We start from the raw sequence: 14,871 nt of genomic DNA, 5'->3' as shown, positions 1-14,871 counted from the left end.
AGACAGTGAGCGTGGCAGCACCGGCGGCACTGAAGTCGAGGGTGACGACCCGGTTGATCGATCCGGACGGATTATCAATGGTGGTGACGTAGGGCGCGGCGCTGCCGTCGCTCAGGGTCGCCTGGAGCTGGCCGCGCGCCTTCCAGCCGCCGAGGTAGAGGCGCAGGGTCTTGGCGGTGGTACTGGCCGGGACGGTGACGCTGAAGCCGTTGTTGTTGCCGGTGATGTAGAGGCCGGCGCCGGTGTTGGTCGCAGTGGCGGTGGGTGCCGCCGGTCCAGGTGGAGGTGAATTGGTTGGCGGAGACGAAGCGGCCGGGATTGACCGGGCCGATACGGGTGTAGTTGCTGATCTGCTGGGTGATGCCGGACTTGTGATTGAAGCTCGCGGCGTTGGTCAGGGCCCAGTGCGCCCAGTCCGCGCTGCCCTCGGTGCTCAGGTTTACGCTCGCCGGCGAGGTGTTGTTCGTGCCCAGCAGATGTCCCGCCGCCGGTGTCACTGTAAGGGTGATTGCCTGGCTGGCGGTGAGCCCGTTGCCGCCGGTGGCGGTAAAGGTGACGGTGTAGGGGCTGCCGGCGACGTCCGCGCCGGTGGGTGTCCAGTTGAAGGTGCCGGTGCCATTGAGGTTATCGGTGAAGCCGGCGCCGCCGGGCAGGCCGGAGGCGGACAGCGTCAGCGGGGCGGGTCCGTCGCTGTCGGTGGCGCTGACGCCGAAGCTGAGCGCTGTCCCTGCGACGATGCCTGGTTGCTGATCGGAGCGAGCACCGGAGGCTGATTGGCCGTGACGGTGAGGCTGATCGTCTGGCTGGCGGTGAGATTGCCGCCATCCGTTGCGGTGAAGGTGACCGAATACGGACTGCCGCCGACACTGGCGTTGGTGGGCGTCCAGCCGAAGGTGCCGGTGCCGTTGAGATTGTCGGTGAAGCTGGCGCCGCCGGGCAGGCCGGAGGCGGACAGCGTCAGCGGGGCGGGTCCGTCGCTGTCCGTGGCGCTGATGGCGAAACTGAGCAGCGTGTCCGCCACGATGCTCTGGTTGCTGACCGGGGCGAGCACCGGAGGCTGATTGATCGCCGGGGCGGTGACCGTAATGGCGATGGTCTCACTGCCCACGAGCCCGTTGCCGCCGGTGGCCGTGAAGGTGACCGTATAGGGACTGCCGGCGACGTCCGCCTCGCTCGGGGTCCAGTTGAAGGTGCCGGTGCCGTTGAGGTGATCGGTGAAGGTCGCACTGCCGGGCAGGCCGGCGGCGGCCAGCGTCAGCGGTGCCGGTCCGTCGCTGTCGGTGGCGCTGATGCCGAAGGCGAGGGACGTGTTCGCAAGCACCGTCCGGTTGCCGATCGGAGCGAGCACCGGCGGTTGATTGGCCGTGACGGTGAGGCTGACCGTCTGGCTGGCGATGAGCCCGTTGCCGGCGGCGGCGGTGAAGGTGACCGCGTAGGGACTGCCGGCGACCTCCGCCCCGGTCGGAGTCCAGCTGAAGGTGCCGGTGCCGTTGAGGTGGTCGGTAAACGTCGCGCCGGTTGGCAGGTCCGCGGCGGACAGGGTCAGGGGCGCAGGTCCGTCCGTGTCGGTGGCGCTGACGCCGAAGCTGAGCGGGGTGTCCGCGACGACGCTCTGGTTGCTGATCGGGGCGAGCACCGGCGGCTGGTTGGTGATGAGCGTGGCGGCCATGAGGGTGATGTTTCCACCGAGGCCGTAGTCGGTGACGATGGTGTAGGAGACGGTGAGCGTGGCAGCGCCGGCGGCACTGAAGTCGAGGGTGACGACCCGGTTGATCGATCCGGACGGATTATCAATGGTGGTGACGTAGGGCGCGGCGCTGCCGTCGCTCAGGGTCGCCTGGAGCTGGCCGCGCGCCTTCCAGCCGCCGAGGTAGAGGCGCAGGGTCTTGGCGGTGGTACTGGCCGGGACGGTGACGCTGAAGCCGTTGTTGTTGCCGGTGATGTAGAGGCCGGCGCCGGTGTTGGTCGCAGTGGCGGTGGGTGTGCCGCCGGTCCAGGTGGAGGTGAATTGGTTGGCGGAGACGAAGCGGCCGGGATTGACCGGGCCGATACGGGTGTAGTTGCTGATCTGCTGGGTGATGCCGGACTTGTGATTGAAGCTCGCGGCGTTGGTCAGGGCCCAGTGCGCCCAGTCCGCGCTGCCCTCGGTGCTCAGGTTTACGCTCGCCGGCGAGGTGTTGTTCGTGCCCAGCAGATGTCCCGCCGCCGGTGTCACTGTAAGGGTGATGGCCTGGCTGGCGGTGAGGCGTTGCCGCCGGTGGCGGTAAAGGTGACGGTGTAAGGGCTGCCGGCGACGTCCGCGCCGGTGGGTGTCCAGTTGAAGGTGCCGGTGCCATTGAGGTTATCGGTGAAGCCGGCGCCGCCGGGCAGGCCGGAGGCGGACAGCGTCAGCGGGGCGGGTCCGTCGCTGTCGGTGGCGCTGACGCCGAAGCTGAGCGCTGTCCCTGCGACGATGCTCTGGTTGCTGATCGGAGCGAGCACCGGAGGCTGATTGGCCGTGACGGTGAGGCTGATCGTCTGGCTGGCGGTGAGATTGCCGCCATCCGTTGCGGTGAAGGTGACCGAATACGGACTGCCGCCGACACTGGCGTTGGTGGGCGTCCAGCCGAAGGTGCCGGTGCCGTTGAGATTGTCGGTGAAGCTGGCGCCGCCGGGCAGGCCGGAGGCGGACAGCGTCAGCGGGGCGGGTCCGTCGCTGTCCGTGGCGCTGATGGCGAAACTGAGCAGCGTGTCCGCCACGATGCTCTGGTTGCTGACCGGGGCGAGCACCGGAGGCTGATTGATCGCCGGGCGGTGACCGTAATGGCGATGGTCTCACTGCCCACGAGCCCGCGGCCGCCGGTGGCCGTGAAGGTGACCGTATAGGGACTGCCGGCGACGTCCGCCTCGCTCGGGGTCCAGTTGAAGGTGCCGGTGCCGTTGAGGTGATCGGTGAAGGTCGCACTGCCGGGCAGGCCGGCGGCGGCCAGCGTCAGCGGTGCCGGTCCGTCGCTGTCGGTGGCGCTGATGCCGAAGGCGAGGGACGTGTTCGCAAGCACCGTCCGGTTGCCGATCGGAGCGAGCACCGGCGGTTGATTGGCCGTGACGGTGAGGCTGACCGTCTGGCTGGCGATGAGCCCGTTGCCGGCGGCGGCGGTGAAGGTGACCGCGTAGGGACTGCCGGCGACCTCCGCCTGGTCGGAGTCCAGCTGAAGGTGCCGGTGCCATTGAGGTGGTCGGTAAACGTCGCGCCGGTTGGCAGGTCCGCGGCGGACAGGGTCAGGGGCGCGGGTCCGTCCGTGTCGGTGGCGCTGATGCCGAAGCTGAGCGGGGTGTCCGCGACGACGCGCTGGGTTGCTGATCGGGGCGAGCACCGGCGGCTGGTTGGTGATGAGCGTGGCGGCCATGAGGGGTGATGTTTCCACCGAGGCCGTAGTCGGTGACGATGGTGTAGGAGACGGTGAGCGTGGCAGCGCCGGCGGCACTGAAGTCGAGGGTGACGACCCGGTTGATCGATCCGGACGGATTATCAATGGTGGTGACGTAGGGCGCGGCGCTGCCGTCGCTCAGGGTCGCCTGGAGCTGGCCGCGCGCCTTCCAGCCGCCGAGGTAGAGGCGCAGGGTCTTGGCGGTGGTACTGGCCGGGACGGTGACGCTGAAGCCGTTGTTGCTGCCGGTGAAGAGGCCGGCGCCGGTGTTGGTCGCAGTGGCGGTGGGTGTGCCGCCGGTCAGGTGGAGTGAATTGGTTGGCGGAGACGAAGCGGCCGGGATTGACCGGGCCGATACGGGTGTAGTTGCTGATCTGCTGGGTGATGCCGGACTTGTGATTGAAGCTCGCGGCGTTGGTCAGGGCCCAGTGCGCCCAGTCCGCGCTGCCCTCGGTGCTCAGGTTTACGCTCGCCGGCGAGGTGTTGTTCGTGCCGTTGAGAGTTGCTGCGAGTGATTGATTTGTATAGCTAAAAAGGAGAACAAGGAGGCATGCCAGTCCGGTAAAGCCTGCCATCATCCGCTGGTATTGCGGGGACAGGCGGCGAACCGGCCTGCTTCCCTGGTCGGACGTGAGCGGTGTATAGGGTGTCTCTCTCATGAGCTTTCGGCAATATAGCGCGTACCGATTTATATGTACAACTCATTGAATTATTTGTTCTTTTTATTATTATTATTTTGATAATCGTCTGCGAGTGAACTGGCTGGTGCTGGTTGCTGGCGATCCTCAACCCCGACAAGGCCTGCTAGTTTAACACCATCGCCGTGACAGAGAAATGACGCGCCGGTGTTTAATTGGGCTTGACGATTACCAGGTAGTTTGAGTTCGATCCACTGGCGCCGCTGGCCAGGTTGCCGCCGAGGGAAACAGGGCCGGCGGCGTAGGTGCGGCTGTATATTTCAAGGGCAGGTGAGAAGGGGTCCGTTGTGCCCAATATCAGCCCGGTGTCCGTGAAGGCACTCATCCAGTCAGGTGTTGTTGTGGCGCCGGCATCGTAGGCGATGTAGACCGTCGCTGCCCGATCAAGGTTGAACGTGAGGTAACTCGCCGAGGTGTTGCCGGAATCGCCGTTGGCCGTCATCACCCAGATGCCATCGGCGAGTCCCGCGGGGATGCCGTTCAGCGTATAGCTTCTGTCGATGTAGTACTCGTCTCCGACCTCGATCAGGTTCTGTTTCAAATAGGGTGAAATCGTGGACGGCGCCAGGTCGTTCAGGATGAATGGCAGTGAGACAGGATCCCCCGGATTGATCGCGTTGTGCCAGAGATGCGCCATGACGACGTGGCCCAGGGCGTTGGGATGCCAGATATCGGAGAACAGGCTGAATCGGTTGTCGCCAGCGCCCAGGAAATAATCGTAGAAATCCGGCCCATCCTCGGTGTTGCTGAGTTCGGTGGTGATCACGGTACGGTATTGCTGGATACGGGTGTTGGTGGCGTGGGCCGCCGGGTTCGCAAACGGTGTGGATACCCCGAATACCGGCGGCGGGGTCGCGATGTACACGGTGCTGCCCGCCGCCGCGAGGGTGTTGGCGAGAGATTGCATATTGCCCTTGAAGGTCCCGCTACACGCGCCGCCGGAGCAGCCGCTGCCGCTGGGGATGCTGGCCAGGGAATCATTCGTACCTAACATGACCAGTGCATCCTGGGCGCCAGGATGACGCTCGATGATCGAATCGACGCGGGTGAACGCCGCATCGGCCGACTCATCCCCTCCGATCCCTTCGTTGTAAACGATCACGGGATCGGCGAGTGAGGATTCGAGCAGGCCGGCAAGATTGGCCGCGATACCCTGCGAACCCAGGATGCGCCCGTTCTGGTTGTCCGCGGCGTAATTGTCATCCTCCCCGTTCATGATGCTGTCGCCGAAGGCGAGGAAGTAACGTCCCTGTGCGCCCACGAGTGCGTTGGTATCCCGCGCAAGCTCGACGTTAGATGCATCGCGCAATACAGCTTCGACGGTATGGTCACCCGGCGGGACGCCGGTGAAGGCGGCCTGATACGGGAAGCTGGTGTCCAGGACGGAGTCTGTTCCATCAAGCAGGAATTCCACCCCGCCGCCTGCCGGTACGTTGCCGGCGATGGCGGAGACCGACAGGGAGCTTGACGTTTCGACCGTCTGGGCAACGGGCGTTGCGAGTACGACGGACGGATCTGCCGGGATCCCCTCGATCCGCACATTATCGAAGGACGCCGTGTCCTGGGTGTATAGCGCGACGGAGCCGGAGCCAAGGCTCGCATCCTGCAGGGCGAAGGCGGGATCGCCGTTGATCCAGATCCGGATGAGTGCGCCCTGGACTTCGATGGTGAAGTTGAGCACCTGGCCGTCATCGTAGCCGCGGGCATTCACCGCCAGGGGAGTGAATATTCCGGCGACCTTCTTTTCGAGCCGCGTGAAACCGTAACGCGTGTTCATGGACAGGCGATAGTAATTGTTGCTGTTCTGATAGCGGAACATGACGCCGATGTCGTCCTGCAACCCGGCGCCCAGGTACAGCGCGTCCGCGCTGAACCGGTAATTCGTCAGGGACGTGCCGGCGGTGTAATAGGCGTATGTCCCCTTGTGGAAGCTCTGATCGAATGCGTTGACGCTCTCAACCCTGTTCAGCTGGCGCAGCGCGCCGCTCACGGTCGTCCACGAGGATGACGATCCGCTGTCGCTGACGAACGTCCAGTTGGCCGTGCCGCTGCTGAAGTTGTCGGTGAAGGCAGAATTTACGGTCACCGCGGCGGTATCCACGCCGCCGTTTCCATCGCTGATGGTATAGGTGAAGGATTCGTTGCCGATGAATCCGGCCGGAGGCGTGTAGATCAGGGCGTCCTGCGCGGGATTGGGCGAGACAGAGCCGCCATGATCCGGTGTGCCGGCGGAAACGACGGCAATCTCGTCGTTGTCCGCGTCCGTGTCCGCGCCGCTGCCGTTGTCCGCAAGCACGGCCAGGGTGTTGTTGCTGCTGTTGAAGGCGACGGTAAAGACGTCGTCCCGGCCGATCGGGGCATCATTGATCGCGGTAACCGTCATCGTAACCAGCGCGGTGTCCGTCCCTCCCTGGCCGTCGCTGACGGTGTAGGTGAAGGTTTCGGTGCCGAAGAAGTCGGCCGCGGGGCTGTACATCACGGCATCGCCGGCGCCGTTGATCACCGCGTCGCCGCCCTGGCTGGTGATGCCGACGTCCGTGATCACAAGCGTGCCGCCGTCGACATCCGTATCGGGGCCGTTGCCGTTGTCGGCCAGCAGTGCCAGCAGCGTGGTGCTGTCTTCGGCCACGATCAGGTCATCGTCCCTGGCTACAGGGGGGTCGTTGACGGGTGTGACTGTCACTGTGGCTATGGCGGAATCGGTCCCGCCCTGGCCGTCGCTGACTGTATAGGTAAAGGTCTCGATACCGAAGAAATCGGCGGTCGGAGTATAAATCAGCGCGGTATTCCCGGCGTTCAGGCTGAGACTTCCGCCCTGGCTGGTCAGGCTGACGCCTACGATGGTGAGCGCTCCTCCATCGATGTCGAGGTCCGCACCATTACCGTTGTCGGCGAGTACGGAGAGCGTGGTGGTGCTGTCCTCCGCCACGCTGAAGGCGTCGTCCCGAGCTGCCGGGTCGTCGTTCACCGGGGCGACGATAACGGCGACGGTGGCGGTGTCGAAACCGCCGTGGCCGTCGCTGACGGTATAGGTGAATGTCTCCGTGCCGAAGAAATCGGCGGCCGGGGCATAGATCAGCGCCGTCTGCGCGCCATTAATACCAACGTTACCTCCATTATCGGGCACACCGACGGCGCTGATGGTGAGCGCGTCGCCGTCGGGATCCGCGTCCACTCCGTTGCCGTTGTTGGTCAGGACCGCCAGGCTGGTCGTGCTGTCCTCCAGAACGGCAAAGTTGTCATCCGCGACGACCGGAGGGTCATTGGCCGGCGTGATCGTGAGCGTGACCCGCGCCGCGTTAGAAGTGCCGCCGGCGTCGTTCTTGACTGTATATGTAAAGGAATCCGTCCCGTTCGCGTTGGCCGCAGGCGCATACGTGATGTTGCCGCCGGGATTGACGGTGGCGTTGCCGCGTGCGGGCGGCAGCACCAGTGTCACGCTCGATGTGTCGAGAGGGTGGCCGTTGCCGGAGTCATTGGCCAGGACGTCGACGGTCACCGGCGTGTCTTCGTCCATTGTGACGGCATCGTCCACGGCGATAGGCGCAGATTTGACGATGACGACGGATACCACCGCGACGTTCGAATCCTCGACGCCGTCGTTGACCTTGTAGGTGAAGGCGTCGCTGCCGGTGACGTCGACGTTTGGTGTGTAGGTGAACTCGCCGGCGGCCTGGTCGGACACCACGGCCGTGCCGCGCGTGCCGTTCTGGACGATGGTGTATGTGGGCGTGCGCCCGGCGGCGACGGTGGCGTTGAAAAGGCCGGTGCCCGGGGTGTTCTCCTGCGTGATAAAGGTGCTGGACCCGGCCTGGGGAGACGTATCGCCCGAGCCGCCGCCCGAGGAACCGCCGCCGCAGGCGGTCAGCGCGAGCAGGGTGATCATCAGCGCCGGGAAACGGACAGACATAATGCGCCGAGAGCTATACATCGTGGGCCGGGAAGGGTTCTCGTTCATTCTAAAAACGGTTGGGCCCGGGAGGGCCCAACCGTGTGTGACAAGTCAGACGTATCTCAACGGGCGCAACGGAAGCCCGTGGAGTTGTCGTAAGACGACGGCGAGAACGCGGCGTTGAACGTGAAGATGCCGCTCGCACCGCGATAGATCGCAGCCGGGAAATTCGATGCTGCGAACGTGCCTGCACCACCGCCAGCGCTTTGGTCGAAGAATGTGGATTGTTGCACACCGGCCACGGCATCGCTGCCGTAGCCCGCCCCCAGATTGCCGGATGCATACGTAGGCACGACAACCGTGGTGGTAGAAGTTACGGTGGAGGTGTCGGCGCTTATGGCGACGTTGCTGTGCGTCGTCGTTCGCGCGCCCTGCATCCAGTCGGCGACCCACTCGTCCACGTTGCCGGCCATGTCGTAGACGCCCCAGTTCGAAACGCAGGAGGCGCGATCGCCGGTCAATCCCGCGCCGCCGGTGCAGTTCGCGTCCAGCGTGCCTGCTGCGGCCATCTGCCATTCGGCATTGGTCAGCAGGCGCTTGCCGGCGTTGGCGCAGGCCTGCAGGGCCTGGAACCAGGTGATATAGGACGACGGAGTTCTGTTCACCTCGCTGCGGGCATAGATGGGATTCGCCGCGCTGGCGCTGCAGTCGTTGCCGTTGTCATCGCAGAGATAGTTGTCGGACCCGACGCCGGATTGCGTGCCCCCGCCCTGGGAGGTGTCCCATACGCTGGCCTCATAGGCGTCGACGCACAGCGGGCCCACGCGAACCATGATGTCGCTGGCGTCGTTTCCGGCGCAGGCGATGCCCGTCCGGTTGGCATGCTGCTGCAGATCCAGGATGGCGTCGGCGTTGGTCGAGATGTCGGTGGCGTTGTCAGCGATGGCCGCGGTGTTGGCGGTGATCGCGGTGGCGTTTCCGTCGATGGAGTTACCCAGCGTGGTGGTCGTGGTATCGAGCGCGGTGCCGAGCGCGCCGGTGCTGAGCTTGCCGGCGATCGCATTCGTGTTCGCGGTAATGTTCGCGGCGTTGGTGGCGATATCCGCCGTGTTGACGATGATGGCGGCCGTGTTGGCCGTGATGTCGGCGGCATTATCGGCGATGTTCGCCGCATTGGTGCTGATGGCGGTGGTGTGGATGCCGATCGCGGTCGAATTGATCAGGATGTCCGCCGCGTTGCCGTCGACGGTATTGCCCGAGGTCGTCGTCGCCGTATCGAGCGCCGCGCCCAGATCCGCGCTGTTGAGCTTGTTGGTCTGCAGGCCGGTGATGGCAGTCGTGTTGGTCGTGATGGCCGCCGTGTTGGCGTCTATGCGCGCGTTGTTGTCGTTGACGGCGTCCGCCACCTCTGCGAAGTTTTCGTTTACGTCGGCGGCGACCGCGGCCGTCCCGGAGACGAAGACGTTCAGGGTGTTGTCCGTGTCGGTATTCAGCTCGCCCGCCAACGGGGACGTGGTGATCACCGCCAAGGTCACGAACGCGGCTATCAGGGAATAAGTTCTGTTCATCGGGCTTGTCCTCTCAATGTTCTCGAAATAATCGGATGGAAGCGGTCATCGTTCAGGACCAGTTGTCCTGGTCCCATTTCATTTCATCCCAGTTGCTGCTTCCGGTCGGGGTCTCGTCGTCTCCGCCGCCCCCGCCGCTGCTGCCGCAGCCCACGAGTACCAGTGAGCAAAACAGCAGCAGGGCATTCAGTTTGATCAGTCGCATCTGTGGCACCTCTCTCGTGTCCGTCGTTCGTCCTTGTGAGCGCTTCACCCGTCAAGCAGGGCTGTCATGCAAAAATTCGGCCGGTTCGTCGAACTTCGATAATCGATGGGCTGCGGCCGGCCGTATCTTTGTGAATACATGTTCATCACTGTTTACAGTGGTCAATTTAGGGAGGAAGTGATATCAAAGTAAATAGGATCAAAGTAGAAAAGGCTCAAGCCGGCAGAATCCTGTTGGCCTTGGTGGTGGTCCTGTATTGATCTTTGTTGAGATATTAGTTATAACCACATGATTTTAAAATGGTTACATTCTCTCACAGCTTGTTCCGCGTGTAAAGCCAGTATGGGCTTATCCTTTGCCGATCAAGCGGTTGATCATCATGGTGTGCGATGGGGATGATGAATGCATCCGGATATTCCGGGTTGACGGTGCTGGTCACGGGCGGGAGCGGTTTCATCGGCTCATGGCTGTGCGACCGATTGGGTCACTTGGGTGCGGCGGTTCATGCGGTTTCGCGCCGCGCACGCAATGAGCCCGCAGGGGGTGTCACATGGCGGCAGGGTGATCTGGCCGACCCGGAAACGGTGAACCGCCTGTTTGCCGAAATCCGGCCGGACATCGTTTTTCATCTCGCGAGCGAGGTCACCGGCAGCCGGGAGATCAAGCTTGTCCTGCCGACCCTCCAGGCAAACCTGTTGAGCTCGGTCAATATCCTGGTCGCGGCGACGGAGCATCGGTGCAAGCGTCTGGTGATGGCGGGTTCGCTGGAAGAGCCGGACGAAGCGGATTCGGCTGTTGCCGTGCCCACATCACCCTACGCCGCGGCCAAATGGTCCGCCAGCGGATACGCCCGCATGTTCCATGCCCTGTACCAGACACCGGTAGCGATTGCCCGGCTCTTTATGGTGTACGGGCCATGTCAGCAGGATCTGCGCAAGCTCATCCCCTATGTGACGCTTGCCCTGTTGCGGGGCGAATCGCCCAAGCTATCCAGCGGGCTGCGCCCGGTTGACTGGATTTATGCGGAGGATGTCGCTGCCGGGCTGCTGGCGATGGGGTTGCAACCCGGCATTGACGGCGGCACGTTCAATCTCGGTTCCGGGGAGCTGGTCACCACGCGCCGGGTGGTCGAGATGCTGTGTGAGATCATCGGAGGCGGCGTTGCGCCCGAATTCGGTGCGCTACCGGACCGTCCCATGGAAAGGGTCAAGCAGGCGGACATCGTGAATACGGGGCGGGTGCTGGGGTGGCGGCCCGCCGTAGACTTGCGGCAAGGTCTTGAGCGGACGGTGGACTGGTATCGCGGCGAACTCGATGCCGGCAGGATCAACCGGTGAGTCGCTGTGTGGGCGCCCGTATACCCGCCGCTCCCGGCTGCGCTCACCTGGATGCGGAGGCGGCGTTTCTCAGCCTGCGCGCGATCTCGCGCGGATTGGTCAGCAGCGCGGATGCCGTCTCGCGCACCAGCCTCAGATGACTTAAAGGGTACCCAAGTTTTTGCAGTTCCGCCTTCTGATGTCGCCAGAACTCGGGCGCCTTGCGTTCAAAGACGCACAGGGCCAGGTTTTCGTAATACTCGCCTGTCAGTGCCTCCAGCCTGTGAGTGAACTCGCCGCTGTCCAGATAGACCGGACCGAAATCATGCAGGAGACGCAGGCGGCTCAGGCGCTGCGTATTGGCGCGTTTCGCGTCCTGCGCGGTCATCGAGCCCTCGTGCGTCCTGATGTAGGTCAGCACCTGGTGCACGAAGGCGAAATCACATACCTGCAGGACATCGTACAGTGCCTCAACGTCCGCATGCAGATAGCCGGAGCGGTAGAACGGCTGCCGTCCGCGGACGAGGTCCGCCCTGATCAGCAGGCAGGAAGGCGACCAGAAGAGATACAGCATCCCGAGCAGGGTCATCCTGCCGAGCTCGCGTCCAGAAACGACTGGTGTAGGGTAGGGCAGGCCGACGCATCGCACCTTCGTCCCCGCCAGGCAATACGAGCCGACTATGCCAGACGAGGGCGCGGCCTCACCCGCATTGACCATGAGGTCGAGGCATTCGGGGAACATCCAGTCGTCGGCCTGCAGCAGTTTGCAGTACCCCGCCTTGGCCGATACGTGTTGGAAGGCGATGTTGTGATTCTGGATTACATCGACCGTACGTTCATTCGTGACAACCCTGATGCGCGCATCACGTGCGGCATATCGTTTGATGAGTTCCGCGGTGCCGTCCGTACTGCAGTTGTCGACAAGCGTATATTCCCAATTCTGATACGTCTGATTCAGCACGCTTTCGATGCATTCACTCAGGTAACGCACGCCGTTGTACACCGGCGTGATGACGCTCACCAGTGGGAAGTTGTCGCTCATCGATGGAGTATGTTCCGGGTTTATCTCAGTATGCTGCACAATGGGCTGCAGGTATTGGCCGCGCGGTGGATTCCGCGCAGGGGCCTTGCGTGTTTGCCGGGGTGTTTCTTAAATTTAGCTGGACTCTACCGCGTATTAATGATCTCGGCAATGCCACGACTATCTGAAGCGTGGAGGCGGAATCGGGGTGCGGCGCGCAGCCTGGGTCGATGCGATCGCTAGCTGCAGAATCCGTCCGATTTTTGCCAATGAAGCGGAAATGATTGACGAGACAGTGTAGAATGGCACGTTTTAGCGCTGGCCGGCGGTGTTTTATTGGTGCATCCACCGCCAGCATCCGTACTGACAGAGCTGCATGACCGATGAAGATCGCCGTTATCACCAATCTGTTTCCACCCCATTATGTCGGCGGCTTCGAGATCCGTTGCGAACAGGTGTCGCGCGCTCTGGCGGCGCGGGGGCACGAAGTTGTGGTGCTGACCAGCGTCAACGGAGTTGACCAGCCCGTCGTGGAGTCGGGAGAGATCGCGGTCCACCGGATATTCGACCTCTACCGGCAATTTACCAATCCCGTGACCAAGGAGACCTATCCATGGTTGCTGGTGCGCAGCGACCGCTGGAAGACCACCGTAAAGAACTACCGGATCGCGCAGGAGGTTCTTCGGCGCGAGCAGCCCGATCTGGTCTTCGCCTGGAGCCAGTCTCACCTGAGCCTGGGACCGGTGCGCGCGGCGCAGGATCTGCGAATCCCGCTGGCGTGGACGTTCGGCGACCCGAACATCAATCAGTACAAGCCGGCCCCATTCAGCCTGAGAAGAAAGAAACTGCTCCGTTATATCCAGGACCGCTGGCTGTGGCGGGGTACGACCTGGGTCGGGCTGGATTTCTCGCACACCCATTGTGTCAGTCTCGACATCAAGCGCCGGCTGGTCGAGCAGGGCCTGCCCATCGAGAATTCGCAGGTGATCTATCGCGGCATCCCGATCGAGCAATTCCCCATGCGGGAGAATCCCGGCAGCCTGCATCAGCCGATCCGGCTGCTGTTTGTCGGCCAGGTGCACAGTTACAAAGGCGTCCATACCCTGGTCGAGGCGGCGCATCGCCTGGCGGGGAGGTACGGCGCAGGTCATCTGGTCGTGAGTATCGTCGGCGAGGGCGTGGGGGAGTACAAGAGAACACTGGTCGAGCAGGCCGAGTCGGGGCCGGCCGAGGTCGTTTTCCGCGGCAAGTTGCCGCACAAGGATCTGTCCGTCTTGTACCGCGAGCATGATATTTTCGTGTTTCCGAGCGCCGGCGGCGGCTATGAGGGATTCGGTGCGACGGCGCTGGAGGCGATGGCTTCCGGCCTGCCCGTGGTCGGCACCACCCAGGGCGGGATGGCCGAACTCTTCGTGCATGAAGGCAATGCCCTGGTGTTCGAGGCGGAACAGCCGGTCGATCTGGCGGACAAGCTGGAGCGCATGATCAGAGACGATGACCTGCGTCGGCGTCTGGTGCTGACGGCGCGACGGCAGATGGAGAGCAATTTCGCCATCCAGGATTACGCCAACAAGATGGAACAGTTCGTACTGGGGGCGGCGGCGCGTAGACTGGAACACAATGTGTGCTAACGCCGGGCCCAGGAGAATTCCCGGTCTGGTTGAATTGTGACGTGTTGTTTTCTTGCTTGTTTTTCTATGGTTGAGGGCTATTCTGCCGCTATTCTCAAGGATCACCGATGTGACGGCAGGCAAATGTAGTGCGATGCAGCTCATCCGTTGCCCAGGGGAGAAGCTGCAATATTCAGGGTGCGGCTTGCAATATATTGATTGTTTTATAGTTGATGTAAGTTTCGTTCAGACAGTGCAATGTTGTGGACTAGACAATTATCGTTGGGGGTTTACAGGAAATGAGCATCCATAAAGGCGATATACCGGTTCTTACCATCAAGCCGCCGGCCGGCTGGCAGATGATCGATTTCAAAGAACTGATTGCCTACCGCGACCTGTTTTATTTCCTGATAGTTCGCAACCTCAAGGTCATGTATGCCCAGACTATCCTGGGGGTGGGTTGGGGTATCATCCAACCGCTAATGAACATCGTTATTTTCACGATCATATTCGGCAAGGTGGCCAAGATCCCGTCCGACGGCGTCCCGTATACGCTATTTTCAGCCTTGGCGATCATCCCATGGACTTACATGTCAACTGCGTTGACACAGTCAAGCCAGAGTCTGGTTAGCAATCAATCAATGCTCGGGAAAATATATTTTCCCCGCCTGATATTTCCGCTTACCACGGTACTTTCGTCATTGGGTAATTTTATAATCTCGATACTCCTGCTGGTCGCCATTCTGGCTTATTACAAGGTTGCGCCTACATGGGATATTTTATATCTGCCGTTATTTGTCCTGATGATGATCAGTGTGCCTGCCGGGGCGGGTCTGTGGCTGTCTGCGCTCGCTATCCGCTACCGTGATGTGAAATTTGCCTTGAACTATGTCATCCAGCTGTTGATGTACACAGCTCCAATTGTTTACTCGGCGTCAACCATCCCGGATAAATACCGCATCATCTATTCGCTTAACCCGATCGTTGGGGTAATCGAAGGATTTCGATCCATGTTCCTGGGGACGGGGATGAATTGGCAATATATCGTGCCGGGTATGATTACCGCAGTCTTACTGCTCATCAGCGGCGCTTTTTATTTCCGCCGCATGGAGAAGGTATTCGTAGACGTGGTGTAAGAAATCCGTAACTAGTAT

At 62.2% G+C, this 14,871-nt stretch carries 12 protein-coding genes; 3 read left to right on the top strand and 9 right to left on the bottom strand.

Annotated elements, in window-relative coordinates:
- Positions 1 to 74: 74 nt before the first annotated feature.
- The 8 genes from IPK65_00485 to IPK65_00450 form a co-directional block, all read right to left on the bottom strand.
- Positions 75 to 497: a hypothetical protein gene (locus IPK65_00485; protein ID MBK8161664.1), complete on the bottom strand. Its 423-nt coding sequence runs from the start codon at positions 495 to 497 to the stop codon at positions 75 to 77.
- Between the two features lie 173 nt (positions 498 to 670).
- Positions 671 to 2,215 (bottom strand): hypothetical protein, encoded by a 1,545-nt coding sequence (locus IPK65_00480; GenBank protein MBK8161663.1) that lies wholly within the window; start codon positions 2,213 to 2,215, stop codon positions 671 to 673.
- Positions 2,212 to 2,769 (bottom strand): hypothetical protein, encoded by a 558-nt coding sequence (locus IPK65_00475; protein ID MBK8161662.1) that lies wholly within the window; start codon positions 2,767 to 2,769, stop codon positions 2,212 to 2,214. The genes IPK65_00480 and IPK65_00475 overlap by 4 nt, the downstream gene beginning before the upstream one ends.
- On the bottom strand, positions 2,676 to 3,386 hold the full coding sequence (locus tag IPK65_00470) for a hypothetical protein (protein MBK8161661.1): 711 nt from the start codon (positions 3,384 to 3,386) through the stop codon (positions 2,676 to 2,678). Before IPK65_00470 ends, IPK65_00475 begins: the two co-directional genes overlap by 94 nt.
- Positions 3,387 to 3,508: 122 nt before the next feature.
- Positions 3,509 to 4,066 carry a hypothetical protein gene (locus IPK65_00465; protein ID MBK8161660.1) on the bottom strand — a complete coding sequence of 186 codons (558 nt, stop codon included), beginning with the start codon at positions 4,064 to 4,066 and terminating at the stop codon, positions 3,509 to 3,511.
- 190 nt (positions 4,067 to 4,256) lie between these two features.
- Positions 4,257 to 8,015, bottom strand: a complete 3,759-nt coding sequence (locus tag IPK65_00460; protein MBK8161659.1) for a tandem-95 repeat protein — start codon at positions 8,013 to 8,015, stop codon at positions 4,257 to 4,259.
- Between the two features lie 104 nt (positions 8,016 to 8,119).
- Positions 8,120 to 9,565, bottom strand: coding sequence for an SUMF1/EgtB/PvdO family nonheme iron enzyme (locus tag IPK65_00455; protein MBK8161658.1), 1,446 nt, complete (start codon positions 9,563 to 9,565; stop codon positions 8,120 to 8,122).
- A 52-nt stretch (positions 9,566 to 9,617) separates the two neighbouring features.
- Entirely contained in the window at positions 9,618 to 9,770 is a 153-nt protein-coding gene (locus IPK65_00450) for a hypothetical protein (GenBank protein MBK8161657.1), read from the bottom strand.
- A gap of 395 nt (positions 9,771 to 10,165) precedes the next feature.
- Between IPK65_00450 and IPK65_00445 the strand changes: the two genes are divergently transcribed.
- A complete protein-coding gene (locus tag IPK65_00445) occupies positions 10,166 to 11,107 on the top strand; it encodes an NAD-dependent epimerase/dehydratase family protein (GenBank protein ID MBK8161656.1) in 942 nt (313 codons plus the stop codon).
- 43 nt (positions 11,108 to 11,150) lie between these two features.
- Here IPK65_00445 and IPK65_00440 read toward each other — a convergent pair whose 3' ends face one another.
- Positions 11,151 to 12,128, bottom strand: a complete 978-nt coding sequence (locus IPK65_00440) for a glycosyltransferase family 2 protein (GenBank protein ID MBK8161655.1) — start codon at positions 12,126 to 12,128, stop codon at positions 11,151 to 11,153.
- A 362-nt stretch (positions 12,129 to 12,490) separates the two neighbouring features.
- On the opposite strand from IPK65_00440, the gene IPK65_00435 reads away from it, so the two are divergent.
- On the top strand, positions 12,491 to 13,738 hold the full coding sequence (locus IPK65_00435; protein MBK8161654.1) for a glycosyltransferase family 4 protein: 1,248 nt from the start codon (positions 12,491 to 12,493) through the stop codon (positions 13,736 to 13,738).
- A 278-nt stretch (positions 13,739 to 14,016) separates the two neighbouring features.
- On the top strand, positions 14,017 to 14,853 hold the full coding sequence (locus IPK65_00430) for an ABC transporter permease (GenBank protein ID MBK8161653.1): 837 nt from the start codon (positions 14,017 to 14,019) through the stop codon (positions 14,851 to 14,853).
- Positions 14,854 to 14,871 lie beyond the last annotated feature (18 nt).

This window comes from Gammaproteobacteria bacterium, assembly GCA_016712635.1.
In the GTDB taxonomy this organism is placed as follows: domain Bacteria; phylum Pseudomonadota; class Gammaproteobacteria; order SZUA-140; family SZUA-140; genus JADJWH01.
This window is presented reverse-complemented; position numbering and strand designations above follow the sequence as displayed.

Coding starts and splice junctions, on each gene's coding strand:
- IPK65_00460 (MBK8161659.1), bottom strand. CDS start 8,015: ATGTCTGTCCGTTTCCCGGCGCTGATGATCACCCTGCTCGCGCTGACC.
- IPK65_00465 (MBK8161660.1), bottom strand. CDS start 4,066: ATGAGAGAGACACCCTATACACCGCTCACGTCCGACCAGGGAAGCAGG.
- IPK65_00470 (MBK8161661.1), bottom strand. CDS start 3,386: ATGGCCGCCACGCTCATCACCAACCAGCCGCCGGTGCTCGCCCCGATC.
- IPK65_00445 (MBK8161656.1), top strand. CDS start 10,166: ATGATGAATGCATCCGGATATTCCGGGTTGACGGTGCTGGTCACGGGC.
- IPK65_00440 (MBK8161655.1), bottom strand. CDS start 12,128: ATGAGCGACAACTTCCCACTGGTGAGCGTCATCACGCCGGTGTACAAC.
- IPK65_00450 (MBK8161657.1), bottom strand. CDS start 9,770: ATGCGACTGATCAAACTGAATGCCCTGCTGCTGTTTTGCTCACTGGTA.
- IPK65_00430 (MBK8161653.1), top strand. CDS start 14,017: ATGAGCATCCATAAAGGCGATATACCGGTTCTTACCATCAAGCCGCCG.
- IPK65_00455 (MBK8161658.1), bottom strand. CDS start 9,565: ATGAACAGAACTTATTCCCTGATAGCCGCGTTCGTGACCTTGGCGGTG.
- IPK65_00435 (MBK8161654.1), top strand. CDS start 12,491: ATGAAGATCGCCGTTATCACCAATCTGTTTCCACCCCATTATGTCGGC.